20 protein-coding genes are annotated in these 26,976 nt (G+C 74.2%); 7 read left to right on the forward strand and 13 right to left on the reverse strand.

All coding sequences use genetic code 11. From position 1 onward, the window contains the following. The 3 genes from ABT106_RS05620 to gdhA form a co-directional block, all read left to right on the forward strand. The coding region (locus tag ABT106_RS05620) for a serine hydrolase domain-containing protein (RefSeq protein WP_351272751.1) at window positions 1-1,173 on the forward strand (1,173 nt) is incomplete at its 5' end. 177 nt (window positions 1,174-1,350) lie between these two features. After that, window positions 1,351-2,757, forward strand: coding sequence for an alpha/beta hydrolase family protein (locus tag ABT106_RS05625; protein ID WP_351272753.1), 1,407 nt, complete (start codon window positions 1,351-1,353; stop codon window positions 2,755-2,757). A 216-nt stretch (window positions 2,758-2,973) separates the two neighbouring features. After that, window positions 2,974-4,323: an NADP-specific glutamate dehydrogenase gene (gdhA, locus tag ABT106_RS05630; RefSeq protein WP_351272756.1), complete on the forward strand. Its 1,350-nt coding sequence runs from the start codon at window positions 2,974-2,976 to the stop codon at window positions 4,321-4,323. A gap of 80 nt (window positions 4,324-4,403) precedes the next feature. Here the strand turns inward: gdhA and ABT106_RS05635 are convergent, their stop codons facing one another. Together ABT106_RS05635 and pdxH are read right to left on the reverse strand one after the other, a co-directional pair. Beyond that, window positions 4,404-5,720 carry a PAS domain-containing protein gene (locus ABT106_RS05635; RefSeq protein ID WP_351272759.1) on the reverse strand — a complete coding sequence of 439 codons (1,317 nt, stop codon included), beginning with the start codon at window positions 5,718-5,720 and terminating at the stop codon, window positions 4,404-4,406. 426 nt (window positions 5,721-6,146) lie between these two features. Further along, on the reverse strand, window positions 6,147-6,818 hold the full coding sequence (gene pdxH / locus ABT106_RS05640) for a pyridoxamine 5'-phosphate oxidase (protein WP_351272762.1): 672 nt from the start codon (window positions 6,816-6,818) through the stop codon (window positions 6,147-6,149). Between the two features lie 199 nt (window positions 6,819-7,017). Here pdxH and ABT106_RS05645 point away from each other — a divergent pair, with 199 nt between their 5' ends. Then, on the forward strand, window positions 7,018-8,124 hold the full coding sequence (locus tag ABT106_RS05645) for a citrate synthase 2 (RefSeq protein WP_351272765.1): 1,107 nt from the start codon (window positions 7,018-7,020) through the stop codon (window positions 8,122-8,124). A 90-nt stretch (window positions 8,125-8,214) separates the two neighbouring features. Here the strand turns inward: ABT106_RS05645 and ABT106_RS05650 are convergent, their stop codons facing one another. The 7 genes from ABT106_RS05650 to ABT106_RS05680 all read right to left on the reverse strand — a co-directional run bounded on the left by ABT106_RS05650 (window position 8,215) and on the right by ABT106_RS05680 (window position 17,658). Then, window positions 8,215-8,802, reverse strand: coding sequence for a TetR/AcrR family transcriptional regulator (locus tag ABT106_RS05650; protein WP_351272768.1), 588 nt, complete (start codon window positions 8,800-8,802; stop codon window positions 8,215-8,217). Next, the gene (locus tag ABT106_RS05655; RefSeq protein WP_351272771.1) at window positions 8,790-9,527 is read right to left on the reverse strand and encodes an enoyl-CoA hydratase family protein; all 738 of its coding nucleotides are present in this window, start codon (window positions 9,525-9,527) and stop codon (window positions 8,790-8,792) included. The genes ABT106_RS05650 and ABT106_RS05655 overlap by 13 nt, the downstream gene beginning before the upstream one ends. Window positions 9,528-9,982: 455 nt before the next feature. Further along, window positions 9,983-11,143, reverse strand: a complete 1,161-nt coding sequence (locus ABT106_RS05660; RefSeq protein WP_351272774.1) for an acyl-CoA dehydrogenase family protein — start codon at window positions 11,141-11,143, stop codon at window positions 9,983-9,985. Beyond that, entirely contained in the window at window positions 11,140-13,098 is a 1,959-nt protein-coding gene (locus tag ABT106_RS05665; RefSeq protein WP_351272777.1) for an acetyl/propionyl/methylcrotonyl-CoA carboxylase subunit alpha, read from the reverse strand. Before ABT106_RS05665 ends, ABT106_RS05660 begins: the two co-directional genes overlap by 4 nt. 8 nt (window positions 13,099-13,106) lie before the next feature. Then, a complete protein-coding gene (locus ABT106_RS05670; RefSeq protein ID WP_351272779.1) occupies window positions 13,107-14,705 on the reverse strand; it encodes an acyl-CoA carboxylase subunit beta in 1,599 nt (532 codons plus the stop codon). Beyond that, window positions 14,702-16,861 (reverse strand): acyclic terpene utilization AtuA family protein, encoded by a 2,160-nt coding sequence (locus ABT106_RS05675; protein WP_502979226.1) that lies wholly within the window; start codon window positions 16,859-16,861, stop codon window positions 14,702-14,704. The genes ABT106_RS05670 and ABT106_RS05675 overlap by 4 nt, the downstream gene beginning before the upstream one ends. Continuing rightward, window positions 16,858-17,658 carry a TIGR03084 family metal-binding protein gene (locus tag ABT106_RS05680; protein ID WP_351272782.1) on the reverse strand — a complete coding sequence of 267 codons (801 nt, stop codon included), beginning with the start codon at window positions 17,656-17,658 and terminating at the stop codon, window positions 16,858-16,860. The genes ABT106_RS05675 and ABT106_RS05680 overlap by 4 nt, the downstream gene beginning before the upstream one ends. Before the next feature lie 346 nt (window positions 17,659-18,004). Here ABT106_RS05680 and ABT106_RS05685 point away from each other — a divergent pair, with 346 nt between their 5' ends. Further along, window positions 18,005-19,687: a CocE/NonD family hydrolase gene (locus ABT106_RS05685; RefSeq protein WP_351272785.1), complete on the forward strand. Its 1,683-nt coding sequence runs from the start codon at window positions 18,005-18,007 to the stop codon at window positions 19,685-19,687. Between the two features lie 90 nt (window positions 19,688-19,777). On the opposite strand, the gene ABT106_RS05690 is transcribed toward ABT106_RS05685, so the two are convergent. Beyond that, on the reverse strand, window positions 19,778-20,230 hold the full coding sequence (locus ABT106_RS05690; protein WP_351272788.1) for a hypothetical protein: 453 nt from the start codon (window positions 20,228-20,230) through the stop codon (window positions 19,778-19,780). 81 nt (window positions 20,231-20,311) lie between these two features. Between ABT106_RS05690 and ABT106_RS05695 the strand changes: the two genes are divergently transcribed. Next, on the forward strand, window positions 20,312-21,322 hold the full coding sequence (locus tag ABT106_RS05695) for a helix-turn-helix transcriptional regulator (protein ID WP_351272791.1): 1,011 nt from the start codon (window positions 20,312-20,314) through the stop codon (window positions 21,320-21,322). A 22-nt stretch (window positions 21,323-21,344) separates the two neighbouring features. On the opposite strand, the gene ABT106_RS05700 is transcribed toward ABT106_RS05695, so the two are convergent. The 3 genes from ABT106_RS05700 to ABT106_RS05710 form a co-directional block, all read right to left on the reverse strand. Next, window positions 21,345-21,710: a DUF1801 domain-containing protein gene (locus ABT106_RS05700; protein ID WP_351272794.1), complete on the reverse strand. Its 366-nt coding sequence runs from the start codon at window positions 21,708-21,710 to the stop codon at window positions 21,345-21,347. Next, on the reverse strand, window positions 21,707-22,684 hold the full coding sequence (locus ABT106_RS05705; protein ID WP_351272796.1) for an EamA family transporter: 978 nt from the start codon (window positions 22,682-22,684) through the stop codon (window positions 21,707-21,709). Before ABT106_RS05705 ends, ABT106_RS05700 begins: the two co-directional genes overlap by 4 nt. Before the next feature lie 74 nt (window positions 22,685-22,758). Then, window positions 22,759-25,761 (reverse strand): FAD-binding and (Fe-S)-binding domain-containing protein, encoded by a 3,003-nt coding sequence (locus ABT106_RS05710; protein WP_502979227.1) that lies wholly within the window; start codon window positions 25,759-25,761, stop codon window positions 22,759-22,761. Here ABT106_RS05710 and serC point away from each other — a divergent pair. Continuing rightward, window positions 25,733-26,860 carry a phosphoserine transaminase gene (gene serC / locus ABT106_RS05715; RefSeq protein ID WP_351272798.1) on the forward strand — a complete coding sequence of 376 codons (1,128 nt, stop codon included), beginning with the start codon at window positions 25,733-25,735 and terminating at the stop codon, window positions 26,858-26,860. The genes ABT106_RS05710 and serC overlap by 29 nt on opposite strands. Window positions 26,861-26,976 lie beyond the last annotated feature (116 nt).

The following is a 26,976-nucleotide window of genomic DNA, read 5'->3' on the forward strand; positions in this document are numbered from 1 at the left end:
GGCGTCGCCGCCGCCCCGGCCGCCCCCGCGCGGGCGGCGGTGGCGGTACCCGCCGCCGGTACGGCCACCGCGACCGGCGCGGCGGCGGCCGTACCGCAGGCGCTCGACCCCGCGACGGTGCGCCGGCTCGACGCGGCCATCGGCGGGGCCATGAAGCGCGACAAGATCCCCGGCGCGATCGTCGGCGTGTGGCTGCCCGGCCGCGGCGAGTACGTGAGGGCCTTCGGCACCGCCGACACCCGGTCCGGCATCCCCATGAAGTCCGACCTCTCCATGCGCATCGGCAGCGTGACGAAGACCTTCACCGTCACCGCCGTCCTCCAATTGGTCGACCAGGGGCGGATCGCGCTGGACGACCCGATCTCGAAGTACGTGGACGGCGTGCCCGGAGGCGGGAAGATCACCCTGCGTCAGCTCGCCGGCATGCGCAGCGGCCTCTTCAACTACACCGAGGACGCGAAGTTCCTCGCCGCCCTGCGCGCCGACCCGCACCGCGAGTTCACCCCGCGCGAGCTGCTCGGCCACGCCTTCGCGCACCCCCCGAACTTCGCGCCCGGGGCCAAGTGGGAGTACAGCAACACCAATACGATCCTCCTCGGTCTCCTGCTGGAGGAGATGTCCGGACAGCCCCTGGACGGCTACCTCCGTCACCACGTCTTCGCCCCGCTGAAGCTGACGGACACCTCCCTGCCGAGCGGGACCGACTTCCCCGAACCGCACGCCGAGGGGTACACGGGCTTCTCCCCGAGCGGCGCCGTCGTCAACGCGACCGACTGGAACCCCTCCTGGGCGTGGGCCGCTGGTTCCGCCGTCTCCACGCTCGACGACCTGCACGCCTGGGTCCCGGCGCTCGTCGGCGGCCGGCTGCTGACCCCCGCGACGCAGGCGCAGCGGCTGCGGACCGAGCCGGTGGGCGTGCCGGGGATCTCGTACGGCCTCGGCATCGCCGACGTCAACGGCTGGCTCGGGCACAACGGCGAGCTGCCGGGCTACGAGACGATCGCCGCCCAACTCCCCGAGGAGAAGGCCACGATGGTGATCCTGGTCAACTCCGACATGGACCAGGGCGGCTCGTACAGCACCACGCTCGGCAAGGCCGTGACCGAGATCGTCACCCCGGACCACCTGTGGAGCCTGCCCTCCCCGTCCCAGGTCGGCCAGAACCGGCACTAGCTTGTCCGCGAAGTAGCGCCGGGTGCCCGGAGGGCGTCGCGAGCCAGGCGGGACTTCTCGAACACGCCTGGCTCCGCAGCCGCAGCGGGTGGGGCACGTCGTGCCGCACCCCCGGGCGGGACCCGTTCGGAGCACACGGGAGGCCGGCGCGGCAGGTCGGTACTACGGTCGGCGGGTATGGCACGCGTACGCAATGACCGTGAGTCCGGCCCCACCCGCCGCGCCCTGCTCGTCGCCGGCGCGGGGGCGGCGGCACTCGCCGCAGGCTGCGCGCCCGGGGGCGTCACCGGAGCGGCTGCGCCCACACCCAGCGGGTCCGCCCCGACCCGCGAGGCCGCGGACAACCCCACCCCGGGCGCGATGACGCTCTTCAAGGACCCCGCCTACAACTTCAACGGCCTCCTCGCCCTCGGCGCCGCCGGCGCCGGCTCCAGCGAGGTCGGCGAGGTCCTCACCGCCGTGAACGCGATCAACCAGGCGGGCCTTTCCGCGCAGACGTACGTCAGGACGTTCCGTGCCCTCGGCGACCAGCTGCTCAAGGCGCCGCCGGGCGCGCCGGCCGACGACCAGACCAGACGGTTCCGGGCCCTGCGCGCCGCCCAGTACTACGGGCAGGCCCTCTTCTTCGTCCTCGGTACCGACGACCCGGGCAGCGAGGAGCAGCTGTACAAGGCGGGCCGGGGCGCCTGGGACACCTTCTGCGACCTGTGCGAACCGGCCGCCGTGAAGGCCACCGTCCCGTACGGCACGACCCCGCTCCCGGTGTGGTTCTTCCGCCCCGACGAGTCGAACACCCCGCGGCCCACCGTGATCCTGACCAACGGCAGCGACGGCCAGAACGTCGACATGTGGACCTACGGCGTCCCCGCCGCCCTCGCGCGCGGCTGGAACGCGCTCGTCTACGACGGCCCGGGACAGGGGCAGCTGCTCTTCGTCGACCGGGTGGTGTTCACCCCCACCTGGGAGAAGGTCGTCAGCCCCCTCGTCGACTGGCTGTCCGCCCGCCCCGACGTGGATCCGAACCGGATCGCCCTGACGGGCCTGAGCATGGCCGGCGACCTCGCCCCCCGGGCCGCAGCCTTCGACGACCGGATCGCCGCACTGGTCGCCATGCCCGGCTGCGTCGAGCCGTGGCTCGGCTTCCCGCCCGAGATCCGGAAGATCCTCACGCCCGGCAAGGAGGAGACGAACGACATCTGGAACAAGGAGGTCGTTCCCGAACTCCCGCCGGCCGCGGCCGCCGTCATGAAGAAGCGCTTCGAGCCCTTCTCCATCCCGGCGATGCTGGAAGCCCGCCAGGGCAAGCTGTTCACCGACTTCTACACCCCGGCCACCCGGATCCAGGCACTCTCCATCAGCTCCGTGGTCGGCCGCATCAAGGCGCCCACCCTGGTGCTGGATTACGACGACGAGCAGTTCTACCCGGGCCAGCCGCGCCAGATGTACGACAAGCTCACCTCGCCCAAGGACTACCTCAAGCTCACCGCGGCTCAGGGCGCCCAGCTCCACTGCTCCCCGATGGCACCGCAGCTGCACTGCGAGGTCGTCTTCGACTGGCTCCAGCAGACCCTTCCGGGAAGCTGACCCGCGTCGGCGCCCGCGGTCGTCGTGCGGGCGCCGTACGTGCTGCGCGGGCAGCTCGCGCCGCCGCCCTCGGCGTCACCGCTCCGGGCGCAACCGGGCGCGTCCGCACGGTCCTTGTTGGAAGATCACAAAGTCTCGCGAGGGCCGGCCGGCCTCGGGTTACGCTCCCCGATCCGGGCCCACAGGGCCGCCGGCGACCCCCGATTGGACTGCACCGTGAAGGATCCGAAGGACAGGCTGGACGACCTGCGGGCCGACATCGAGCGTCGCAACCCCGCCCAGCCCGAGTTCCACCAAGCCGTACGGGAGGTGCTGGACACCCTCGCCCCCGTGCTCGCCGCGCGCCCCGAGTACGCGGAGGCCGGGGTACTGGAACGGCTCCTGGAACCCGAGCGTCAGATCGTCTTCCGGGTTCCGTGGACGGACGACCGGGGCCGGGTGCGGGTGAACCGTGGGTTCCGGGTGGAGTTCAACAGTGCGCTGGGCCCGTACAAGGGGGGTTTGCGTTTTCATCCGTCGGTGGACATCGGTGTGGTGAAGTTCCTGGGTTTCGAGCAGGTGTTCAAGAATGCGCTGACCGGGTTGGGGATCGGTGGGGGCAAGGGTGGCAGTGACTTCGATCCGCAGGGGAGGTCAGATGCGGAGGTGATGCGGTTCTGTCAGTCGTTCATGACGGAGCTGTACCGGCACATCGGGGAGCACACCGATGTGCCGGCGGGTGACATCGGTGTGGGTGGCCGGGAGATCGGTTACCTGTTCGGTCAGTACCGGCGGATCACCAACCGGTGGGAGGCGGGTGTGCTGACGGGCAAGGGCGCGGGCTGGGGCGGTTCTGCGATCCGGCCCGAGGCCACGGGCTACGGCAGCGTGCTCTTCGCCGCCGAGATGCTCGCGGTGCGCGGCACGGTCCTGGACGGGCTGACCGCCGTGGTCTCCGGTTCGGGCAATGTGGCTCTGCACACGATCGAGAAGCTGCAGCAGCTCGGGGCGAACCCGCTCACGGCGTCCGATTCGCAGGGGTACGTGATCGACGACAAGGGCATCGACCTCGCCCTGTTGCGGCAGATCAAGGAAGTCGAGCGCGGTCGCGTCAGCGAGTACGCGGTGCGCCGCGGGGGCTCCGCGCGCTTCGTCCCGGGCGGCCGGGTCTGGGAGGTCCCCGCGGACGTGGCCTTCCCCTCGGCGACGCAGAACGAGCTGACGGAGGCCGACGCGCTGGCCCTGGTGCGCGGCGGCGTCCAGGCGGTCTCGGAGGGTGCCAACATGCCCACCACGCCCGCGGCCGTCCGGTTCTTCCACCAGTCGGGCATCGCCTTCGGCCCCGGCAAGGCGGCGAACGCCGGCGGTGTCGCGGCCAGCGCCCTGGAGATGGCGCAGAACGCCGGCCGGGTGTCCTGGACCGCGCGGCGCGTCGAGGAGGAACTCGCGGACATCATGCGGTCGATCCACGCGGTTGCCCACGAGACGGCCGCCCGCTACGGGGCTCCGGGCGACTACGTGACCGGCGCCAACATCGCCGGATTCGAACGCGTGGCGGACGCACTGCTGGCCCAGGGCGTCATCTGAGGGTGAGGGTCGGGGCGAGGGGGAGGGTGGGGCGAGCCGGGCGGGTCCGGCCCGGCTCGCCCCTGCCCTTGCCCTTGCCCCTAGTGCTGGGGGGAGTCCCGGGAGGACAGGTCCAGGTCGGCGGCGACGCGGGCCGCGACCTCCTCCGCGTACGCCGCGTCCGCGCGTTCGAAGGCCGGCCGCGAGGGCCCGCGCAGGAACGTCAGCGTGCCCAGGGTCCGGCCCCGGCTGCGCAGCACCGTGCACAGCGCGTGCGCCGCGTCCTCCTGCCAGCGGCGGGCCCGCGCCCACGCCGCGTCCTGCGCCCCGCGCGGGGCGGAGGCCCGTACCGAGCCGACGCGGTCCAGCGCCTGGAGCGCCGGGTGCCCGGCCTCGTACGGCACGGGGATCGATCCCGGCCCGGGCAGCGCCGGCGGCGACGCGGCGGACCGCAGGAGGCGGCGGCGCTCGGGCCCGGCGGAGGGGTCGAGGACGTCGAGCAGTACGTGGTCGGCGAAGCCCGCGAGGGCGAAGTCCAGGCGTACGGCGGCCGCCTCGGCCGGATCCTCGCACTCCGCGGCGGCCCGCCCCGCGCGGTGCAGCTGGTGGGACCGGAACCGCAGCCGCGCGGTGTCCAGCTGGGCCTGGCGGGCCTCGGTGACGTCCTGGAACAGCCAGCCGACGCCGAGCGGCACCGGCTCCTCCGCGAGCGGCGAGGCGAGCCGCAGGAACCCGCAGCGCCAGCAGCACCGGCGCAGCCCCTCCGCCGTGCGCACCGTCACCCACAGCTCGACCGGCGCGGGCGGCGCGCCTTCGGCGAGCACGTGCTGGAGGGCGCCCTCCAGCTCCTCCACGCCCTGGGCCAGCAGTTCCCCGAGCGGCCGCCCGAGGAGGGCGGTGCGGCCGGCGGCGAAGGCGCGCGCGGCGTGCGCGTTGACCACGGCGGGGCGCAGGTCGACGTCGACGAGCACGACGCCCCACGAGGCGTCCTCCATGAGGGCCTCGCTCAGCGCGATGGACCGCTCCAGGTCGATCTGGGCGTGCACCTCGCTGAAGGCGCAGTACACCCCGGCGGGTCTGCCGTCCGCGCCCGGTACGCCGGCGGACTGGGTCCGTACGAGGACACGGCCGCCGTCCTTGGTCAGCAGCGCGAACTCGTGGACCTGCCGGCCCGGCCCGTCCTGGGCGGCCATGAGCCGGTCCTGCACGTCCTGCGCGTCGGCGGAGCGGGCCGCCCACCCCGCGAAGCCCTTGCGTCCGACGGCCTCGGCGGCGGACCAGCCCAGGATCCGTTCCGCCTCGCGGTTCCAGTGGGTGACCACGCCGTCCGCGTCGAACGCGCACAGGGCGGCGTCCATCCCGTCGAGCAGCGCTGCGAGCAGATCGTCGGTGGCCTCGTCACGCCCGGAAGCACTCACCTGGCACCCCCTGCCGGTGTTCGCGTGTGCGGCACGCCAGATCATTCAACTGGAACGTGACGCACCCCACACACCGTTCCCCCGATTACCCCGTAATGATCCGTTTCGCCCCGTGGGTGGTGCGTCGACGCGCTCCGGAAAATAAACGGTTGTGCCCCGCCGGGCGGAGTTTTACGCTCGTGCCACACAGAAGGGAGGTGGTTACCGAAATGTACGGAAACCGGACGCGTGAGGTGACTGCGGGCTAAGCGCCCGTCGTCGCACGCACCCAGTGCGGTGCCCGGCGGGATCGCCAGGCGCCAATCCACAGCAGTCACCCGACCCGCGGGCTCGCCGGCACGTCCGGCCGGCTTCTCTCACTGCAGGAGAGAATCCCGAGCCCGCGGGTCGCCTGCGTTCCCGGGACGCCACCGCGGACGCGGGCCGCTACGGGCACAGCCGCTCGACGTGCCAGGCCCCGGCGGGCTCCGCGTCGCGGACGTAGCGCAGCCGGTCGTGCAGGCGGTTCTCGTGGCCCTGCCAGAACTCCACCGCGTCCGGGGTGACCCGCAGGCCGCCCCACTGGGGCGGGACCGGGACCTGTTCGCCCTCCGGGTAGCGGGCGGCCAGCTCCGCGTAGCGCTGGTCCAGCTCCGCTCGCGAGGCGATCACGCTGGACTGCTCGCTCGCCCAGGCACCCAGCTGGGAGCCGTGCGGGCGGGAGCGGAAGTACGCCGCGGTCTCGTCGCGGCCGATCCGGGCCGCCGTGCCGGTGACGACGACCTGGCGGGCGATGGGGTGCCACGGGAAGAGCAGCGCGACGTGCGGGTTCTCCGCCAGTTCGCGGCCCTTGCGGGAGTCGTAGTTGGTGAAGAAGACGAACCCCCGCTCGTCGAACTGCTTCAGCAGCACCGTGCGCGAGCTGGGGCGGCCGTCGGGGGTCGACGTCGAGACGACCATGGCGTTGGGTTCGAAGAGGTGCGCGTCGGCGGCCTGCTGGAACCACCGGGCGAACTGCGCCATGGGGTCACCAGCGAGGCTCCTCTCCTCGACGATCTCGGAGCGGTACTGCTTGCGCATGACGGCGGGGTCAAGGTCCTGATCGGTCACGCGGGCCATCCTGCCGCAGTCGGAGCACCGGGGGTGTGCCGTATGTCACGCTTCCGCAGTCCACCGGGAACGGACAAAATCTTGGGGCCGGTCCGAGGACCCCCGCACGGGTGACCATCGGACTCGCCGGGCATCAACGGGGATGACCGCGCCGGACCGCGGATGCGGCGGGAGCCGCCCGTATCCGCACTATCTGAGGAGCCGCCTGATGTCCGACTTCGTACCCGGGCTCGAAGGGGTCGTCGCGTTCGAGACCGAGATCGCCGAACCGGACAAGGAGGGCGGTTCGCTCCGCTACCGGGGCGTCGACATCGAGGACCTGGTCGGGCACGTCTCCTTCGGGAACGTGTGGGGCCTGCTGGTCGACGGTGCCTTCAACCCCGGCCTGCCGGCCGCCGAGCCCTTCCCCATCCCGGTCCACTCCGGTGACATCCGCGTCGACGTGCAGTCCGCGCTCGCCATGCTCGCCCCCGTCTGGGGTCTGAAACCGCTGCTCGACATCGACGAGCGGACCGCCCGCGACGACCTCGCGCGGGCGGCCGTCATGGCGCTCTCGTACGTCGCCCAGTCCGCCCGCGGCCAGGGCCTGCCGATGGTGCCGCAGCAGGAGATCGACAAGGCCGAGTCCGTCGTCGAGCGGTTCATGATCCGCTGGCGGGGCGAGCCGGACCCGCGCCACGTCAAGGCCGTCGACGCGTACTGGACCTCGGCCGCCGAGCACGGCATGAACGCCTCCACGTTCACCGCGCGCGTCATCGCCTCCACCGGCGCGGACGTGGCCGCGGCCCTGTCCGGCGCCGTCGGCGCGATGTCCGGGCCGCTGCACGGCGGGGCGCCGTCCCGCGTGCTCGGCATGATCGAGGAGATCGAGCGCACCGGCGACGCCGTGGCGTACGTGAAGAAGGCCCTCGACAAGGGCGAGCGGCTCATGGGCTTCGGGCACCGCGTCTACCGCGCCGAGGACCCGCGCGCCCGTGTTCTGCGCCGCACCGCCAAGGAGCTGGACGCCCCGCGCTACGAGGTGGCCGCCGCCCTGGAGAAGGCCGCGCTGGAGGAGCTGCACGCCCGCCGGCCCGACCGGGTGCTCGCCACGAACGTGGAGTTCTGGGCCGCGATCATGCTGGACTTCGCGGAGGTGCCGGCGCACATGTTCACCTCGATGTTCACCTGCGCCCGTACCGCCGGCTGGTCGGCGCACATCCTGGAGCAGAAGCGCACGGGCCGCCTGGTGCGCCCGTCGGCCCGCTACATCGGACCGGGCGGGCGGGACCCGCGCGACATCGAGGGGTACGCGGACATCGCCACGACCGCCTGACCTTCCCTCCCCGCTCCGCGCGTTCCGGGCGCCGTACCCCCTCAGGGGTGCGGCGCCCTCGCGCGTACGGGCCTCGCCCGCGCGGGAGGTTCAGGACAGGGCGGTGTCCACGATCCGGGACCACTGGGCGACCACACGGGCGCGGCGGGCCGTGTCGTCCGTCAGGACGTTGGCCAGGCCCAGGCCGCGTGCCATGTCGAGCAGGCCCTGCACGGTCTCCCGTACGCCCGGCACGGACTCGTCCGCGCCCAGCAGTTCGACGGCGATCCGGTGGGTCTCGCGGCCGACGCGGGCCTCCAGTTCGGAGACCCGGGGGTGCAGCTGCTCCTCGTTGGAGGCGGCGACCCACAGCTGGAGGGCCGCCCGGAAGAGGATCCCGGTGTACAGGTCCACCAGGGCCGCCACGACCTCCGGGCGGGCGGCCGGGCCCGCGTGGAACAGGTCGCGCAGGGCCGTGGAGCGTTCCTCGGCGACGTACTCGACGGCCGCGGTGAACAGGTCCTCGCGGGTCGGGAAGTGGTACTGGGCCGCGCCGCGCGAGACCCCGGCCCGTTCGGCCACGACGGCGACGGTGGATCCCGCCCAGCCCTGTTCGGCGAGGCAGGAGACGGCCGCCTCCAGGAGGTGGCGGCGGGTGACGCGGCTGCGCGCCTGCTTGGGGCCGGTCACAGTGCCCACGACGGGTCCCGGCGCTCGAAGCGGGCGGTGATGCCCTCGCGGGCCTCGGCGGAGGCGAAGAGGCCCGCGGACAGCTCCGTCAGGCGGGCGCCGTCGCGGTCCAGGGTCTCCCGTACGGCGGCGGCGGTGAGCGCCTTGGTGGCGGCCAGGCCCTGCGGGGAGGCCCCGCGCAGGCCGGCCAGGACCGGGGCGAGGGCCTCGTCGACGTCGTCGGCGTGGAGGGTGAGCAGGCCGATGCGGGCGGCTTCGGCGGCGTCGAACCGCTCGGCGGTGAGGAAGTAGCGGGCGGCGGCCCGCGGGTCGAGGCGGGGCAGCAGCGGCATGGAGATGACGGCGGGGGCGAGGCCGAGGTGCGTCTCGGTGAAGGCGTACGAGGACAGCGGCCCGGCCGCGGCGATGTCGCAGACGCCCAGCAGGCCGAGGCCCCCGGCCCGGACGTGGCCCGTCACGCGGGCGAGGACGGGCTTGGGCAGCCCGGCGACCTCCCGGAGCAGGGCGAGGAAGTCGGCGGGGTCGCACGGGGACTTGAGGTCGGCGCCCGCGCAGAAGGTGGTGCCGGTGTGGGTGAGGACGACGGCCCGGGCCGCGGGGTCCGCGGCGGCGGCGGCCAGCGCGGCGCGGAGTTCTCCGACGAGGGCGGCGGAGAGGGCGTTGCGGTTGGCCGGGGAGTCGAGGGTGAGCGTGGTGACGCCGGCCGCCTGGGCGGCGTGCACGAGTGGGGCCATGTCTCCTCCGGAGGGGGCGGTGGGGTGGGCGGGTGTCCCCTGGGGGGAGCGTATGCGGGGCGCCTCCGGCGGGGGCGGCCAGGTCGGGTGCCGGGTGCCGGGTGCCGGGTGCCTGGCGGCGGCCAGGTGGGGGCTCGGGTTGGGCGGGGCCGGGTGCCTGGCGGCGGCTCCGGGGGGCGGTGCGGGGTGCCTGGCGGCGGCTCCGGGGGCGGTGCCGGGGTGCCTGGCCGCGGCTCCGGGGGGCGGTGCCGGGGTGGGGGGTCGTCCGGGACTGCATGATTTATGGCGTCCGACCCCGCCCGGGCTGTACGGGCCCCGTATACGCCACAAATCACGTTTTACGTCCCGGCCAACCCCCCACCCCGTCCCCGCCCTTGGTCCGCACATCCGTCCCGTCGCTTTCTCGGCGCGCGTTCCCGGGCAACTACAGCCTCGGCGGCGATTGAGGCGCGGGGTCAGTAGGACTTGGGGAGGCCCAGGGTCTGGTGGGAGACGAAGTTGAGGATCATCTCGCGGCTGACGGGGGCGATCCGGGCGACCCGGGAGGCGGTGATGAGCGAGGCGAGGCCGTACTCGCGGGTGAGGCCGTTGCCGCCGAGGGTGTGGACCGACTGGTCCACGGCCCGGACGCAGGCTTCGGCGGCCGCGTACTTGGCCATGTTCGCGGCCTCACCCGCGCCCATGTCGTCGCCCGCGTCGTACAGCGCGGCGGCCTTCTGCATCATCAGCCGGGCCAGTTCCAGTTCGATGTGGGACGCCGCGAGGGGGTGGGCGATGGCCTGGTGGACGCCGATCGGGTCCTTCCAGACCTGGCGGGTCTTCGCGTAGTCGACGGCCTTGGCGAGGGCGTAGCGGCCCATGCCGATCGCGAACGCGGCGGTCATGACGCGCTCGGGGTTGAGGCCGGCGAAGAGCTGGAGGAGACCGGCGTCCTCGTCGCCGACGAGGGCGTCGGCGGGCAGACGGACGTCGTCCAGGGTGAGTTCCCACTGCTTCTCGGCTGCCTGGAGCTCCATCTCGATGAGGGAGCGGGAGAAGCCGGGGGTGTCCCGGGGGACGATGAACAGGCAGGGCTTGAGGCGGCCGCTGCGCGCGTCCTCGGTACGGCCGACGATGAGGGTGGCATCGGCGATGTCCACGCCGGAGATGAAGACCTTGCGGCCCGTGAGGACCCATGCGTCGCCGTCGCGGCGGGCCGTGGTGGTGATGCGGTGGGAGTTGGAGCCGGCGTCCGGTTCGGTGATGCCGAAGGCCATGGTGCGGCTGCCGTCGGCGAGGCCGGGGAGCCAGGCCCGCTTCTGGTCCTCGGTTCCGAAGCGGGAGATGACCGTGCCGCAGATGGCGGGCGAGACCACCATCATCAGCAGCGGGCAGCCCGCCGCTCCGAGTTCCTCCAGCACGATGGAGAGTTCGGCGATGCCGCCGCCTCCGCCGCCGTACTCCTCGGGGAGGTTGACCCCGAGGTAGCCGAGCTTGGCGGCGTCCGCCCACAGCTCGTCCGGGTGGCCGCCCTCGCGGGCGACGCGGGCGAGGTAGTCGCGGCCGTACTTGCGGCCGAGGGCGGCGACCGCGGTGCGCAGGTCCCGGTGTTCCTGGGTCTCTATGACGGAGCTCATGCTTGCGGTTCCTCCTGGACTACGGCGAGCAGGGCGCCGAACTCGACCTGTTGGCCGGTGGCGGCGTGGAGCGCGGTGAGCGTGCCGGAGGCGGGCGCGAGGATGCGGTGTTCCATCTTCATCGCCTCCAGCCAGAGCAGGGGCTGCCCGGCGGTGACGGGGCTGCCGGGGGCCAGGCCCTCGGCGACGCGGACGACGGTGCCGGGCATGGGGGCGAGCAGGGAGCCCGGTTCGGTGCGGTCCTGGGGATCCGCGAACCGGGGTACGGGGGTGAGGGTGTGGGAGCCGAGGACGGAGTCGACGTAGACCTCGTTCGATTTCTGTTTCACGTGGAACAGGCGCCGGATCCCCTCGACTTCGAGGGTGACGAGTTCCGGTGTGGCCGCCAGGACCCGGACGCCCGGGTGGTTCACCGGCTCGTACTGGACCTCGTGCTCGGTACCGGAGGCGGTGTAGCGGCGGGCCTGGGGCTGGGAGCGGACGTTGCGCCAGCCGCCGAGGCGGCGGGCGAGCGGGGCGTCCGGGGCCGGTGCGGCCTGCGCGAGCGCCGCGGCCAGGGCGGCCAGGGAGACGTCCGGGGCCTCCTCGGTGAGGGCGGTGAGGTGGCGCTCGTAGAAGCCGGTGTCGAGCTGCCCCGCGGCGAACTCCGGGTGGCGCAGGGAGCGTACGAGCAGCTCGCGGTTGGTGGTCAGCCCGTGGATCCGGGCGGCGGCGAGCGCGTGCGCGAGGGTACGGACGGCCTCGGCGCGGGTGGGGGCGTGGGCGACGACCTTCGCGAGCATCGGGTCGTAGTGGACGGAGACGGTGTCCCCGTCGGTGAAGCCGGTGTCCACGCGGACGGCTCCGGGGACGGCGAGGGTGTGCAGGACACCGGTCTGCGGCCGCCAGTCCCGGGCCGGGTCCTCGGCGTACAGGCGGGCCTCGACGGCGTGCCCGTCGGGCTCGGGCGGGGTCAGCGGCAGGGCGGCGCCCTCGGCGATCCGCAGCTGGAGGGCGACGAGGTCGAGGCCGAACACGGCTTCGGTGACGGGGTGCTCGACCTGGAGGCGGGTGTTCATCTCCAGGAAGTACGGCCGCCCGTCGGCGGTGACCAGGAACTCGACGGTTCCCGCGCCCTCGTAGGAGACGGCCCGGGCGGCGGCGACGGCCGCCTCGTGGAGGGTGGCGCGCAGCGTTTCGGGGAGGTGGGGTGCGGGGGCCTCCTCGATGACCTTCTGGTGACGGCGCTGGAGGGAGCAGTCGCGGGTGCCGAGCGCCCAGACGGTGCCGTGCCCGTCGGCGAGGACCTGCACCTCGACGTGGCGGCCCCGCTCGACGTACGGCTCGGCGAAGACCTCCGCGTCGCCGAAGGCGGAGGCGGCTTCGGCGCGGGCACCCGCGAGGGCTTCCGGCAGCTCGTCGAGCGCGCGGACCACGCGCATGCCGCGGCCTCCGCCGCCGGCCGCGGCCTTGAGCAGGAGCGGCAGGTCGGCGGGGGTGGCGGCGTCCGGGTCGACGGGGTCCAGGAGCGGGACTCCGGCGGCACGCATCAGCTCTTTGGCCCGGGTCTTGGAGGCCATCGCCTCGATGGCGGCGGGGGGCGGCCCGACCCAGGTCAGACCGGCGGCCCGCACCTCGCGGGCGAAGCCGGCGTTCTCGGAGAGGAAGCCGTAGCCGGGGTGGACGGCGTCCGCCCCGGCGGCCAGGGCCGCCTTGATGACGAGGTCGCCGCGCAGGTAGGTGTCCGCGGCGGCCGCGCCGGGCAGGCGGACCGCCGCGTCGGCCTCGCGGACGTGCAGGGCGTCTTCGTCGGGGTCGGAGTGGACGGCGACGGTGGCGAGGCCGAGAGCGCGCGCGGTGCGGAAGACGCGTACGGCGATCTCACCCCGGTTGGCGACGAGGAGGGAGGTGAGGGGCTTGCCGGGGTCGAGGGGCTTGCCGGTCAGGGGGGCGTCGGTGATGGCGTGATCGGTCATGGGGGCGCTCACATCCGGAAGATGCCGAAGCCGCCACGGGCGCCCTCGACGGGGGCGTTGTGGACGGCCGACAGGCACAGGCCGAGGATGGTGCGGGTGTCGCGGGGGTCGATGACCCCGTCGTCGTACAGCCGCCCGGACAGGAACATCGGCAGGGACTCCGACTCGATCTGCGCCTCCACGAAGGCACGCATCCCGGCGTCGGCCTCCTCGTCGTACGGCTGCCCCTTGGCGGCCGCGGACTGCCGGGACACGATGGAGAGCACCCCGGCGAGCTGCTGGGGGCCCATGACGGCGGACTTGGCGCTGGGCCAGGCGAAGAGGAACCGGGGCTCGTAGGCGCGGCCGCACATGCCGTAGTGGCCGGCGCCGTAGCTCGCGCCGATCAGGACGGAGAGGTGCGGGACGCGGGAGTTGGAGACCGCGTTGATCATCATCGAGCCGTGCTTGACGATGCCGCCCTGCTCGTACTCCTTGCCGACCATGTATCCGGTGGTGTTGTGGAGGAAGAGGAGGGGGATGTCGCGCTGGTTCGCGAGCTGGATGAACTGGGCGGCCTTCTGGGACTCCGCGCTGAACAGCACGCCCTGGGCGTTGGCGAGGATGCCGACCGGATAGCCGTGGAGGGTGGCCCAGCCGGTGACCAGGCTGGTCCCGTAGAGGGGCTTGAACTCGTCGAAGTCCGAGGCGTCGACGATGCGGGCGATGACCTCACGGGGGTCGAAGGGGGTCTTCAGGTCGGGCGGGACGATGCCGAGGAGTTCCTCGGGGTCGTGGAGCGGCTCCCGGGCCCGGGGCGGGTCGGCGTACGGCTTGCGGTGGTTGAGGCGGGCGACGATGCGGCGGGCCTGGCGGATGGCGTCGTGCTCGTCGAGGGCGTAGTGGTCGGCGAGTCCGGAGGTACGGGCGTGCATGTCGGCTCCGCCGAGGGACTCGTCGTCGCTCTCCTCGCCGGTGGCCATCTTGACCAGCGGCGGACCGCCGAGGAACACCTTCGAGCGGTCCTTGATCATGACGGTGTGGTCGGACATGCCGGGGATGTACGCGCCTCCGGCGGTGGAGTTGCCGAAGACGACGGCGATGGTGGGGATGCCGTCGGCGGAGAGCCGGGTGATGTCGCGGAAGATCGCCCCGCCCGGGATGAAGATCTCCTTCTGGGAGGGCAGGTCGGCGCCGCCGGACTCCACGAGGCTGATGCAGGGCAGCCGGTTCTGCCGGGCGATCTCGTTCGCCCGCAGGGCCTTCTTCAGGGTCCACGGGTTGCTGGCGCCGCCGCGGACCGTGGGGTCGTTGGCCGTGACCAGGCACTCGACGCCCTCGACGGTGCCGATGCCGGTGACCATCGAGGCGCCGACCGGATAGTCGCTGCCCCAGGCGGCCAGCGGGGACAGCTCCAGGAACGGGGTGTCCGGGTCGAGCAGCAGCTCGACGCGCTCGCGGGCCAGCAGCTTGCCGCGGGTCTTGTGGCGGGCCGTGTACTTCTCGCCGCCGCCCTGGAGGGCCTTGGCGTGCTCGGCGTCGAGGGCGGCGAGGCGTTCCAGGGCGGCGGTACGGGCCTGGGCGTGCTCGGGGGTGTGCGGGTCGACGGTGGTGCCGAGGCGGGTCATGTTCCGACCTCCGGGTCGGGAGCGGGGCCCTGGGCGGGCTGCGGGGGCGGGGGTGTGGTCCCGGCGGGTGTGGCTCCGGCGGGGGTGGCTCCGGCCGGGGGTGCGGGGGCGGCCGGGAGGAGGTGGGCCGGGATGTCGAGGTGGCGGGCGCGGAGCCATTCGCCGAGGGCCTTGGCCTGGGGGTCGAAGCGGTGGCCCGAGGCCACGCCGTCTCCGAGGATGCCGGTGACGGTGAAGTTCAGGGCGCGCAGGTGCGGCAGTTCGTGCCGGGTTACGGGGAGGTCCCGGGTCTCGGGGAGCAGCGCCCGGAAGGCGTCCACCGTCAGGGTGGTGAGCAGCCAGTCCCAGGCGGGGGCCGACTCGACCCATACGCCGACGTTGGCGTCGCCGCCCTTGTCGCCGCTGCGGGCCCCGGCCAGTGCCCCCAGGGGGGCGCGGGTGGTGGGTCGGCCCTCGCCCTGGCCGCCTTGGCCTTGGCCGCCCTGGCCGCCTTGGCCGCCCTGGCCGTGGTACGGGTCCCGTTGCGGGGGCTGGTGTGGCCCTGCGGGGCTTTCCCCCACCCCGCCCCTTCCCGAAACCGGGGCTCCGCCCCGGACCCCTTCGGGGGCTCCGCCCCCCGGCCCCCGCGCCTCAAACGCCGGCGGGGCTGGATGGTGCGCGGACTCCGCCGGGAGGGGTGAGGGTGCGCCGGACTGCGCTGAGAGGGCGGGAGGTGCGGCGGGATCCGCCGGGAGGGGTGGGGGTGCGGCGGGATCCGCCGACGGGGGTGGAAGCGCACCGGGATCCGACGGGAAGGGCTGGGGTGCGGCGGGGGCCGACGGGAGGGGCTGGGGTGCGGCCGGAGCCGCCGGGAGGGGTGGGGTGGGGGGTGGGGGTTGTGGGGGGATGGGGAGGCGGGTGCCGTTGGGGAGGATCGCGGTGTGGGGGACCGTGTCGGCCGGGACGTGGGCCGAGGTGAAGACCCCGTACGGCTGGGCGGGGCCCGGTGGGGCCGTCACGTGGAAGCCCGGGTAGCTGGCGAGGGCCAGTTCGATCGCCGCCGACGTCAGGGCGCGGCCGACCCGTTCCGGGGACGGGTCGCGGACGACCAGGCGCAGCAGGGCGCTGGCCGTCTCCTGCGTCGGGGCGTCCTCGTGGTCCGTCCGGGACAGGGTCCACCGCGCCGACGCCACCCCGGCCAGGGACGCGGCGAGCTGGGAACGGACCAGGGCCGCCTTCTCGTCGATGTCGAGCCCGGTGAGGACGAAGACCACCTCGTTGCGCCAGCCGCCGACTCGGGTCACGCCCACCTTGAGGGTGGGGGGCGGCGGCTCGCCGAGGACGCCCGAGACGCGGACCCGGTCGGGGCCGTCCCCGGCCAGCCGGACCGTGTCGAGCCGTGCGGTGACGTCGGGGCCCAGGTAGCGGACCCCCTGGGTTTCGTAGAGGAGCTGGGCCGTGACCGTGCCGGTGGTGACGGCGCCGCCCGTGCCCGGGTGCTTGGTGATGACCGAGGAGCCGTCCTCGGCGACCTCCGCCAGCGGGAAGCCGGGGTGGCGGACGTCGTGCCGCGCGAAGAAGGAGTAGTTCCCGCCGGTGGCCTGGGTGCCGCACTCCAGGACGTGGCCCGCGACCACCGCCCCCGCCAGCCGGTCGTACGCGTCCGGCGCCCAGTCGAACCACCAGGCCGCCGAGCCGCTGACCAGGGCCGCGTCCGTGACCCGGCCGGTGACGACCACGTCGGCCCCGGCCCGCAGGCAGGCCGTGATCCCGGCGCCGCCGAGGTAGGCGTTCGCCGTCAGCGCGCCCTCCTGGTACGGCACCAGGTCGTCGCCCTCGACGTGCGCGACCGAGACGGGGACGCCCGCCTTCGCCGCGAGTTCCCGTACGGCGTCGGCGAGCCCGGCCGGGTTCAGGCCGCCCGCGTTCGCGACGATCCGCACCCCGCGCTCCCGCGCGAGCCCGAGGCACTCCTCCAGCTGGCGCAGGAAGGTCTTGGCGTAGCCGAGGTCCGGGTTCTTCAGGCGGTCGCGGCCGAGGATCAGCATCGTCAGCTCGGCGAGGTAGTCCCCGGTCAGCACGTCCAGCGGGCCGCCGGTCAGCATCTCGCGGACGGCGCCGGCCCGGTCTCCGTAGAAGCCCGAGGCGTTGCCGATCCGCAGCGGCCGGCGCGTCACCCGGCGTCCCGCGGTGCGCGGCCGGGGCCCGCCGGGCCCGCGAAAGCCTGCGCGATGTCCAGCCAGCGGTCCGCGTCGGGGCCGGTGGCCGTCAGGGCCAGGTCGGCGCGGTGGGCGCGCTGGGTGACGAGCAGGCAGAAGTCGAGCGCCGGGCCGGTGATCCGCTGCGGGGCGTCGGCCGGGCCGTACGCCCACACGCCCTCCGCGCCCGGCGCCGTCAGCTCCACCCGGAACTCCCCGTCCGGCGCGGGCAGTCCGCGCACCGCGTAGGCGTAGTCGCGGGCCCGTACGCCGATCCGGGCCACGTGCCGCAGCCGGTCCGTCGGGGTCCGGCCGGCCCCGAGGGCGTCGGCCACGTCCTGGCCGTGCGCCCAGGTCTCCATCAGCCGGGCGCTCGCCATCGAGGCGGCCTTCATCGGCGGCCCGTACCAGGGGAAGCGGGTGCCGGGCGAGGCCGCGGCCAGCGCCGCGCCGAGGGCCGTGCGCCCGGCCCGCCAGCGGGCGAGCAGTTCGGCGGGCGGCAGTGCCGCGCCCTCCTCGGCGCCGTCGTCGACGAAGGAGTCGGGGGCCTTCAGGGCCGCCTCGACCATCCCGGCGAAGCCGTCGGCGTCGGTGAGGGCGAGCAGGGACGCCCGGTCGGTCCAGTGCAGGTGGGCGATCTGGTGGGCGACGCTCCAGCCGGGCGCGGGGGTGGGACGGGACCAGTCGGCTTCGGGCAACTGCCCTACCAGGGCGTCCAGTTCACGGCTCTCCTCGGAGAGATCGGTGAAGACGGCGACGGCGGACGGATCGGGCACGGTGCGCTCCCCTTCTCGGCGTGAGGGGAAGACTGGCAGTCTCCATTAAAACAATCAAGCACGCTTGCATGATTTTATGGAGAGACCGCACGAGGCGGCACGTTCCCGCCACGGACCCCAACCCGGCTTCCAGGAAGTGGACTTGGCGTGTCGCACGGCGCGCGCAGGTCCCGGGCGGCGGCGTCCGGCGGGGGTGCGGGGGCAATTCAGGCCGTAAGCGGGAAACGCGCGATACGTCACCGGATGTCCCGTCGATACTGGACGTTCCGCTCCGGGCCCGGGCGAGCACACCACGTTCATGTCACTCGACGAACTCGACGAAACTCGACGAAGAGGATGAACCGACGTGACTCCAGCCTCCTCCTCCCGCCCCGGCTCCTCCCGACCCGACTCCTCCGGCTTCTCCGGCTCCTCCGGCGCTCCCGCCCCGGCCTCCCTCTATCCCGAACTCGACGCGACCACCCTCGGCGCCTTCGTCACCGCCCTGGAGAGCGGCGACCTCACCGGCCTGGCCCCGGCCCGCGCGGCCGAGGTCGCCGAGGCCCGCTCCGTGACCGTCTTCACCCGCGGCAAGGTGACCGGCGCCGACGGGGACCGGCTCGACGCCGCGCTCTGGCGCCACACCGGGGCCGGCCCCCGGCCCGTGATCGTGATGCCCTCGCCCTGGACCGACCTGGGCTGGCTCACGTACGCCGTCCAGGCCACCCTCTTCGCGGCCCGCGGCTACGACGTCCTCGCCTACAGCACCCGCGGCTTCGCCGCCTCCGAGGGCCAGGTCGACGTGGCGGGCCCGCTGGACGTCGCCGACGGCAGCCGGGCCCTGGACCACCTCATCGAGCGGGCCTCCGGACCGGTGACGAAGATCGGCTTCCTCGGGGACTCGTACGGCTCCGGCATCAGCCAGCTCGTCGCCGCGCACGACACCCGCGTCGACGCCGTGGTCGCGCTCAGCAGCTGGGGCGACCTCGGGGAGGCGTTCTACGAGAACTCCACCCGGCACGTCGCGGCCGTGCGGGCCCTGCTCGGCGCGGCGGCGAAGGCGCGGCTGAGCCCGCAGACGCAGAGCGTCTTCGACAACGTCCTCGGCAACCGCGACATCCTGGGCACCCTCCAATGGGCGGAGATCCGCTCGCCGTTCAGCCACATCAAGGAGCTCAACCGCCGCCAGCTGCCCGTCTACTTCGCGCACGCCTGGCACGAGACCCTCTTCCCGGCCAACCAGACGCTGAAGATGTTCAACGAGCTGACCGGCCCCAAGCGCCTCGCCCTCTCCATCGGGGACCACTCCGGCCCCGAGATGACGGGCATGCTCGGCCTGCCCAACCGGATCTGGACGGACGCCCACCGCTGGTTCGACCACCACCTGCGCGGCATCGACAACGGCATCGCCGACGAGGGCCAGGTGCTCAGCGAGGTCATGTGGAACAAGACCCTCGAACCGCGCCCCACCTGGCACTCCCTCACCGAGCGGGTACACCGGCTGCACCTGGCGGGCGGCGGGGAACTCACCGAGGAGCCGGAGGCCGGCTGGACGGCGGGCGTCCTGTGCGGGGTCGACACCCCGGCCACCGTCGCCGACGCGGTCGTCACCTCCGGGTACGCCGAGATCGCCGGCCGCCCGAAGGTCTACCCGACGGCCGACATCGACCGCACCGTCGCCGCGGTGTGGGCGTCGGCCCCGGCCGAGGACACCACCCGGCTGCGCGGCACGCCGAGGCTGCGCGTCACCTACCGGGCGGCGAATCCGAGTTCCACCTTCGTCGCGTACCTGCTCGACCTGGCGCCCGACGGCACGGCCCACCTCGTCACGCACGCCCCGTACACCGACCTGGACTCGGCTCCCGACAGCCTGATCAGCGCGGACATCGACCTCCAGGCGACGGCGTACGACGTCCCGCCGGGCCACCGGCTGATGCTGGTGATCGACGCCCGCGACCCCTTCTACGGGGACGCCAACCTGCCGCGCGCGACGCTGTCCTTCACCTCCCCGGAGACGACGCCGTCGTACGTGGACCTGCCGCTGGGCTGAGTCCCCCCGGCCCGCCCGCCCCTCCGGACCCCCGTGCCGGCGGGGCGGGCGGACCGCTGCGGGCCGCAGCCGCCCGCGCCACGGGCCCTGCTACGGGCGGCGCGCGAAGTCCATCGTCCAGTTGTCCAGCCAGGTCGCGCCCCCGTCGAGCGAGAAAGCCTGCTCCCAGCGCGGCGCGGCTCCCGAGGTGCCCGACCACACGTACCGCACGCGGACGTCCTTCCCGTCGTGCGTGTCCTCCCCCTCGAAGACCCCGCGGTCGCCGTCGAACCGGCCGACGACGGGCGGGAACAGGGTGCCGGTGCGCCCGCTCGCCCAGTACAGCGACCACTCCTCGCGCTCGCGGTCGAAGAGCCGCAGCGTCAGGCCGCCGGTGCCCTTCGTCGGGAAGTCGACCTCGTCGAAGCTCGCGCCGCCGCCGAAGTGCCGCGAGATACGCGACACCGCCGGGAACTCCTCCCACGGGCTGTCCGCGTCGAGGAAGTCGACGCGCCGGCGGTTGGCGACGTCCCAGCTGCCGACGAGGAAGTCGAAGTCGTCCATGCCGTGTGCTCCCTTGGATCCGTTGCGATACGGGGGAACCGTAGGAGCGCTCCCCTGACATCCTGTGTCAGTGAAGTGCCGATGAAGTCCAGCCGCCTGCTGTCGATCCTGCTGCTGCTCCAGACGCGCGGCCGGATGACCGCCGCCGAGCTGGCGCGGGAGCTCGAGGTGTCCGTACGCACCGTCTACCGCGACGCGGAGGCCCTGAGCGCGGCGGGCGTACCGCTGTACGGGGACGCCGGCCACAGCGGCGGCTACCAGCTGCTCGCCGGCTACCGCACCCGGCTCACCGGCCTCCACGCGGGCGAGGCGGAGGCGCTGTTCCTGACCGGGATGCCGGGCCCGGCGGCGCAGCTGGGCCTCGGCCGGGCCCTGTCGGCGGCTCAGCTGAAACTGCGGGCGGCCCTGCCGCCGGAGCTGCGCGCCCAGGCGGACCGGATGCGGCTGCGGTTCCACCTGGACGCGCCCGGGTGGTACGCGGAGCACGAGGAGACCCCGTACCTGGCCCAGGTCGCCGACGCGGTGTGGCGGGGCCGGGTGATCGACGTCCGCTACCGGCGGTGGCGGGCCCCGCAGGAGGTGGAACGCCGGCTGGCCCCGTACGGGCTGGTCCTCAAAGCCGGCCGCTGGTACCTGGTGGCGGCGCCCGCCGGGACACCGGGCCCGGACGGGACACACGGCCCGGACGGGACGCGGGAGGCGCGGACGTACCGGGTGGACCAGATCCTGCGGGTCACCGAGACGGCCGGGGAGTCGGAGCCGGAGCTGCCGGAAGGCTTCGACCTGGCGGCGCACTGGCAGCGCACCCAGGCCGACTTCCACGCGCGTCTCTACCCGGAGGAGGCCGTCGTACGCCTCTCCGCGCGCGGGGCCGCCGGGCTGACGGGGGTCCAGGCCCGGGCGCTGGCCGCCACGGGCGAGCCCGACCCGGAACTCCCCGGGTGGACGCGAGCGACCCTGCCGATCGAGTCCGAGGCGCGGGCCGAAGGGCAGTTCCTGTCGCTGGGCGCGGACGCGGAGGTCCTCTTCCCGACGGCTCTGCGGGACCGCGTCAGGTCCACGCTGGCGGCGATGGCGGCCCGGTACGCGTGAGAGCGGCCCGCTCCCGGCACTGTCAGCAGACCGGTCCCGGCGCCGCCCCGGCCGTGGCCCGCAGGAGGTCCCGGACGAGGTCGAAGTCGACCTTGGCGGGACTGCGGAAGCGCAGGCACGCCTTGCCCATGTCGTGGCCGGCCAGCCGGTCCGCGAAGGCGTCGCGCACGTCCGTGCGCAGCAGGTAGAAGGAGATGTACTGCTTCTGGTTCGCCCAGGCGATCTCCCCCTCCTCCGCGCCCGGCCGGACGTACACCGGCATCCCGTACGCGATCTGCTCCTCGAAGCCCGTCAGCTCGGCCGCGCACAGCTCGCGCAGCCGGGTCAGGGCCGCCCGGCGGGCCTCCGGAACCCCGGCGAGGTAGGCGTCGACGCGGGGGTCCTTCACGGGGTCCGCCCCGGGGCGCGCTTGCGGGTCTGGGAGCGGACCGCGCCCATGCTGGCCGCGATCACGAGGGCGATGGCCAGGGCGTCCACGGCGGACAGGGCCTGGTTCAGCACGAGGAAGCCGGCGGTGGCGGCGATGGCCGGTTCCAGGCTCATCAGGATCGCGAAGGTGGAGGCCGGGAGCCGCCGCAGGGCGAGCAGTTCCAGGGTGTACGGCAGGACCGAGGACAGCACGGCCACCCCGAGGCCCAGCGCGAGGGTGCTCGGCACCAGCAGGGCGGACCCGGCCTCGAAGACGCCCAGCGGGAGCGACAGCAGCGCGGCCACGGCCATCGCCAGCGCCAGGCCGTCGGCCTGCGGGAAGCGGCGGCCGGTGCGCGCGCTGAAGACGATGTACGCCGCCCACATCACGCCCGCGCCGAGCGCGAAGGCGGCGCCCGCCGGATCGAGGGAACCGAAACCGAGCCCCCCGCCGCCGTGGCCGGACAGCAGGACCACGCCGCCGAGGGCGAGGCCCGCCCACAGCAGGTTCACCAGGCGCCGGGAGACGATCACCGAGAGGGCGAGCGGGCCGAGGACCTCCAGGGTGACGGCCGGACCGAGTGGGATGCGGTCCACGGCCTGGTAGAAGAGGCCGTTCATCCCGGCCATGGTGACGCCGAAGGCGAGCACCGTGCCCCAGTCGGCGCGGGAGTAGCCGCGCACCTTGGGCCGGCACAGGAGCAGCAGCACGAGGGCGGCGGCCGCGAGGCGCAGGGTGACCACGCCCGCCGCACCCGCCCTCGGCATGATCGTGACCGCGAGGGCGGCGCCGAACTGCACCGAGACCCCCGCCGCGACCACCAGCGCGACCGGGCCGAACCGGGCCGCCGCGGAGTCCTGCGGGGCTGCCGCGAGGCCCTGCGGGCCGGGGATGAGGGGGGCGGGGGCTGCGGGGGCCGCGGCGGGGGCGGCCGGTTCGGAGGGGGCGGTCATGTCTCCAGCCTAAGGGCTTCGGTAAGGAGTGTCCCGGCAGGTTTTTCCTTACCGCACGGCGCTGGAGTCCCGCTTCACAGCGCCTCGTCCAGGAGTTCCGCCAGGTGGCGGGCCCGTACCCCGCCGAGCTGGGCGATCTGGGTACGGCAGGAGAACCCGTCCGCCTGGATCAGGGCGGCGTCCGGAGCCGCGCGCAGGGACGGCAGCAACTGCTCCTCGGCGCAGGCGACCGACACGTCGTGGTGGCCGGGCTCGAAGCCGAAGTTCCCCGCCAGGCCGCAGCAGCCGCCGCTGAGCTCGCCGGTGAGACCGGCCCGCTCGCGCAGCCGGCGGTCGGCGGCGTCGCCGAGCACGGCGTGCTGGTGGCAGTGGGTCTGACCGGCGACCGGCCGGTCGATCCGGGGCGGCCGCCAGTGCGGGGCGTACTCCTCCAGGGTCTCGGCGAACGTGCGGACCGCCGCGGCGAGGCGGTGCGCGCGGGGGTCGTCGGGGAGGAGGGCGGGGAGGTCGGTGCGCAGGGCCGCGGCGCAGCTGGGTTCCAGGACGAGGACGGGGGTGGCGGTGGCGGTGGCGCCGGTTGTGTCGGTTCCGCCGGTCCTGCCGGTGCCGCCGGAGGCGTCCAGCGTGTCCAGGGTGCGGCGCAGGACCGTGCGGGCGCGGTCCAGGCGGCCGGTGGAGACGTACGTCAGGCCGCAGCAGACCGGGCCCCGGGGGACGGTGACGGCGAACCCGGCCGCCTCCAGGACGCGGACGGCCGCGCGCCCGGTCTCGGGGGCGAGGTGCTGCGTGAAGGTGTCGGGCCACAGCACGACGGGCGTCGCGGTGCCGGTACCTGGGCCGGTGGCTCGGGTGGCGGGGCCGGTGGCCGGGGTACCGGTGCCCTGCGGGCGGCCGTCGGGCTCCGCCCGGACCCGCGCCTCAAACGCCGGCGAGGCTGAATCGCGGGGCGGGGCCGGGGTTCGGCGGGTGTGCCACCAGTGGGTGAAGGGGGTGCGGGTGACCGGGGGGAGGGGGCGGGCGCGGGTGAGGCCCGGGACGGGGAGGCGGCGGGCGGCCGCGTTGACGACGGCCGCGAGCCGCAGCCGGGCGATCAGGCGGAGCCAGCCGGGGAGGCCGCCCAGGGTGTAGTGGGCGAGCGGGCGGATCCGGCCCGCCCAGTGCCGGTGCAGGAACTCCGCCTTGTACGCGGCCATGTCCACGCCCACCGGGCAGTCGCTCAGGCACCCCTTGCAGCCGAGGCACAGGTCCAGCGCGCCGGCGACCTCCGCCGAGCGCCAGCCGTCGGTGACGATCTCCCCGGCCAGCATCTCGTGCAGCAGCCGCGCCCGGCCGCGCGTGGAGTGCCGTTCCTCGCCCGTGGCCCGGTACGACGGGCACATCACCGCCGCCCCGCCCGTCTCCGTCGAGCGGCACTTCGCGACGCCCACGCACCGGGCGACCTCCGCCGCGAAGAGGGTGTCCGGCAGCACCGCGAAGCGGAGGTTCTCGTCCAGCCGGGCCGGCCGGACCAGCATGCCGGGGTTCATGCCGCCCGCCGGGTCCCACACGTCCTTGTACGCGCCGAAGAGGGCGATGGCGTCCGGCCCGTACATCCTCGGCAGCAGCTCCGCCCGCGCCTGGCCGTCCCCGTGCTCCCCCGACAGCGAGCCGCCGTGCGCGACGACCAGGCCGGCCAGCTCCTGCGAGAAGGTCCGGTAGCGGGCCACGCCCTCCCGGGTCACCAGGTCGAAGTCGATCCGTACGTGGACGCAGCCCTCGCCGAAGTGCCCGTAGGGGGATCCGTGCAGGCCGTGCGCGGCCAGCAGGGCGCGGAACTCCCGCAGGTACGCGCCCAGCCGGGCCGGCGGCACCGCGCAGTCCTCCCAGCCCGGCCAGGCCATCGCGCCCCCGGGCAGCCGTGTCGCAGTGCCCGCCGCGTCCTCGCGGATCCGCCACAGCGCCCGCTGCCCGGCCGGGCCGGTCACCAGCCGCGCGTCCACGGCGTCGGCGCCGCGCAGCAGGGCCCGCGCCGCGCCCTCGTCCGGCAGTTCCGCGAACAGCCAGGCAGCGCCCCGCGGGAGACCGGCCGCCGCGGCCCCGACGAGGTCGTGCGCCATGCCCTCCAGGGTCAGCGGACCGTACGGAAGCAAGCCCGCGGCGGCCTCGGCGGCCGCGGTCTCGTCGGCGTACCCGAGGACGGCCAGGACGGGCGCGGCCGGGGGTTCGACCAGGCGCACCACCGCCTCCGTGACCACCCCGAGGGTGCCCTCGCTGCCGCAGAAGGCGCGGGCGAGCCCGGTGCCGCGTTCGGGGAGGAGGGCGTCGAGTCCGCCGTAGCCGGAGATCCGCCGCGAGAAGTCCCCGAAGGGGCCGTAGAGCCCGGTACGGAGCACGGCGAGGTTCCCCGCGACGAGTTCGCGCAGTCCGGCGGGGGCGCCGTCCCAGCCGCTGCCGAGGCGGTGGGAGGCGCCGCCGTACGCGGTCACGGCCAGCTCCGCGACGTTGTCGGCGGTGGTCCCCCAGGCCACGGAGTGGGCCCCGCACGCGTTGTTGCCGATCATGCCGCCGAGGGTGCAGCGGGAGTGGGTGGAGGGGTCGGGCCCGAAGGTCAGTCCGTACGGGCGGACCGCGTCCCGCAGCCGGTCGAGCACCAGGCCGGGCTGGACGACGGCGGTGCGGGCGGCCGGGTCGACCGACACCACGGCGTTCATGTGGCGGGTCAGGTCGAGCACGACGCCCGTGCCGGTGGCCTGGCCCGCGATGGAGGTGGCGCCGCCGCGCGGGACGACGGGGACCCCGGCGTCGGCGCACACGCGCAGGGCGGCGGCCACGTCGTCGGCGTCGTACGGGGCGACCACGCCGACCGGGACGCGCCGGTAGTTCGAGGCATCCATGGTCGCCAGGGCCCGCGCGGCGGCGCCGAAGTCCACCTCCCCGCGGAGGTTCGCCCGCAATGTCCGTTCGAGTTCCCCGGGAGACGTCACGGCGCCCAGCCTGCCACCGTCCCGGCGCGTCTCACCGGGTGGACGCGCCTCCGAGGGGTGGACCGGTACCCGATACGCTCCGCTCGTGGCCGAGATCCAGATTCCCGCTGACATCAAGCCCGCCGACGGACGCTTCGGCGCGGGCCCCTCCAAGGTGCGGACCGAGGCGCTGGACGCCCTCGCCGCCACCGGTACCTCCCTGCTCGGAACCTCTCACCGCCAGGCCCCGGTCAAGAACCTGGTCGGCTCGGTGCGTCAGGGGATCCGGGACCTCTTCTCCCTCCCCGAGGGGTACGAGGTGATCCTGGGCAACGGCGGCTCCACCGCCTTCTGGGACATCGCGACCGCCGGGCTGATCGAGCAGAAGTCGCAGCACCTCACCTTCGGTGAGTTCTCCTCGAAGTTCGCCAAGGCCGCGAAGCTCGCGCCGTGGCTGGACGCGCCGTCCGTGATCTCCTCGGAGCCGGGCACCCACCCGGAGCCGGTCGCCGAGGCGGGCGTGGACGTGTACGCGTTCACGCACAACGAGACCTCCACGGGTGTCGCGGCGCCGATCAAGCGCGTCGCGGGCGCCGACAGTGCTAACGGGGGGGCCCTCGTCCTGGTGGACGCGACCTCGGGCGCCGGCGGTCTGCCGGTGGACATCACCGAGACCGACGTCTACTACTTCGCCCCGCAGAAGTCCTTCGCCTCGGACGGCGGCCTGTGGCTGGCGGCGTTCTCCCCGGCGGCCCTGGAGCGCGCGGCCCGCGTGCACGCCTCGGGCCGGCACATCCCGGAGTTCTTCTCGCTGCCGACGGCGATCGACAACTCGCTGAAGAACCAGACGTACAACACCCCGGCACTGTCGACCCTCTTCCTGCTGAACGAGCAGCTGGAGTGGCTCAACGGCCAGGGCGGCCTGGAGTTCGCGACCGGCCGCACCGCGGCCAGCGCACGCAACCTGTACGGCTGGGCCGAGGCGTCGAAGTACGCGAGCCCGTTCGTCGTGGACGCCGACAAGCGGTCCGCCGTCATCGGCACGATCGACTTCTCGGACGACATCGACGCGGCGGCCGTCGCGAAGGTGCTGCGCGCCAACGGCGTCGTGGACACCGAGCCGTACCGCAAGCTGGGCCGCAACCAGCTGCGCGTCGCGATGTTCCCGGCGATCGACCCGGCGGACGTGCAGGCGCTGACCGCGTGCGTCGACTACGTGATCGAGAAGCTGTAACCGCAGCCGTACCCGCGGTGTTCCCGCACCGCCCCGGAGCCCCCGGCGACGTCACGTCGCCGGGGGCTCCGGCGTTCCCGCCGTCCGCCGGCGGCCTCGTCCGCCGGGACTTTCGT

Origin of the sequence: Streptomyces sp. NPDC002044 (assembly GCF_040296725.1) — a bacterium.
Taxonomy (GTDB): domain Bacteria; phylum Actinomycetota; class Actinomycetes; order Streptomycetales; family Streptomycetaceae; genus Streptomyces; species Streptomyces antarcticus.

Coding starts and splice junctions, on each gene's coding strand:
- ABT106_RS05655 (WP_351272771.1), bottom strand. CDS start 9,527: ATGGCCCCACTCGTGCACGCCGCCCAGGCGGCCGGCGTCACCACGCTC.
- ABT106_RS05660 (WP_351272774.1), bottom strand. CDS start 11,143: ATGAGCTCCGTCATAGAGACCCAGGAACACCGGGACCTGCGCACCGCG.
- ABT106_RS05695 (WP_351272791.1), top strand. CDS start 20,312: ATGAAGTCCAGCCGCCTGCTGTCGATCCTGCTGCTGCTCCAGACGCGC.
- ABT106_RS05625 (WP_351272753.1), top strand. CDS start 1,351: ATGGCACGCGTACGCAATGACCGTGAGTCCGGCCCCACCCGCCGCGCC.
- ABT106_RS05670 (WP_351272779.1), bottom strand. CDS start 14,705: ATGACCCGCCTCGGCACCACCGTCGACCCGCACACCCCCGAGCACGCC.
- ABT106_RS05645 (WP_351272765.1), top strand. CDS start 7,018: ATGTCCGACTTCGTACCCGGGCTCGAAGGGGTCGTCGCGTTCGAGACC.
- ABT106_RS05665 (WP_351272777.1), bottom strand. CDS start 13,098: ATGACCGATCACGCCATCACCGACGCCCCCCTGACCGGCAAGCCCCTC.
- pdxH (WP_351272762.1), bottom strand. CDS start 6,818: ATGGCCCGCGTGACCGATCAGGACCTTGACCCCGCCGTCATGCGCAAG.
- ABT106_RS05710 (WP_502979227.1), bottom strand. CDS start 25,761: ATGTCAGCGGGAATCTGGATCTCGGCCACGAGCGGAGCGTATCGGGTA.
- ABT106_RS05690 (WP_351272788.1), bottom strand. CDS start 20,230: ATGGACGACTTCGACTTCCTCGTCGGCAGCTGGGACGTCGCCAACCGC.
- ABT106_RS05705 (WP_351272796.1), bottom strand. CDS start 22,684: ATGACCGCCCCCTCCGAACCGGCCGCCCCCGCCGCGGCCCCCGCAGCC.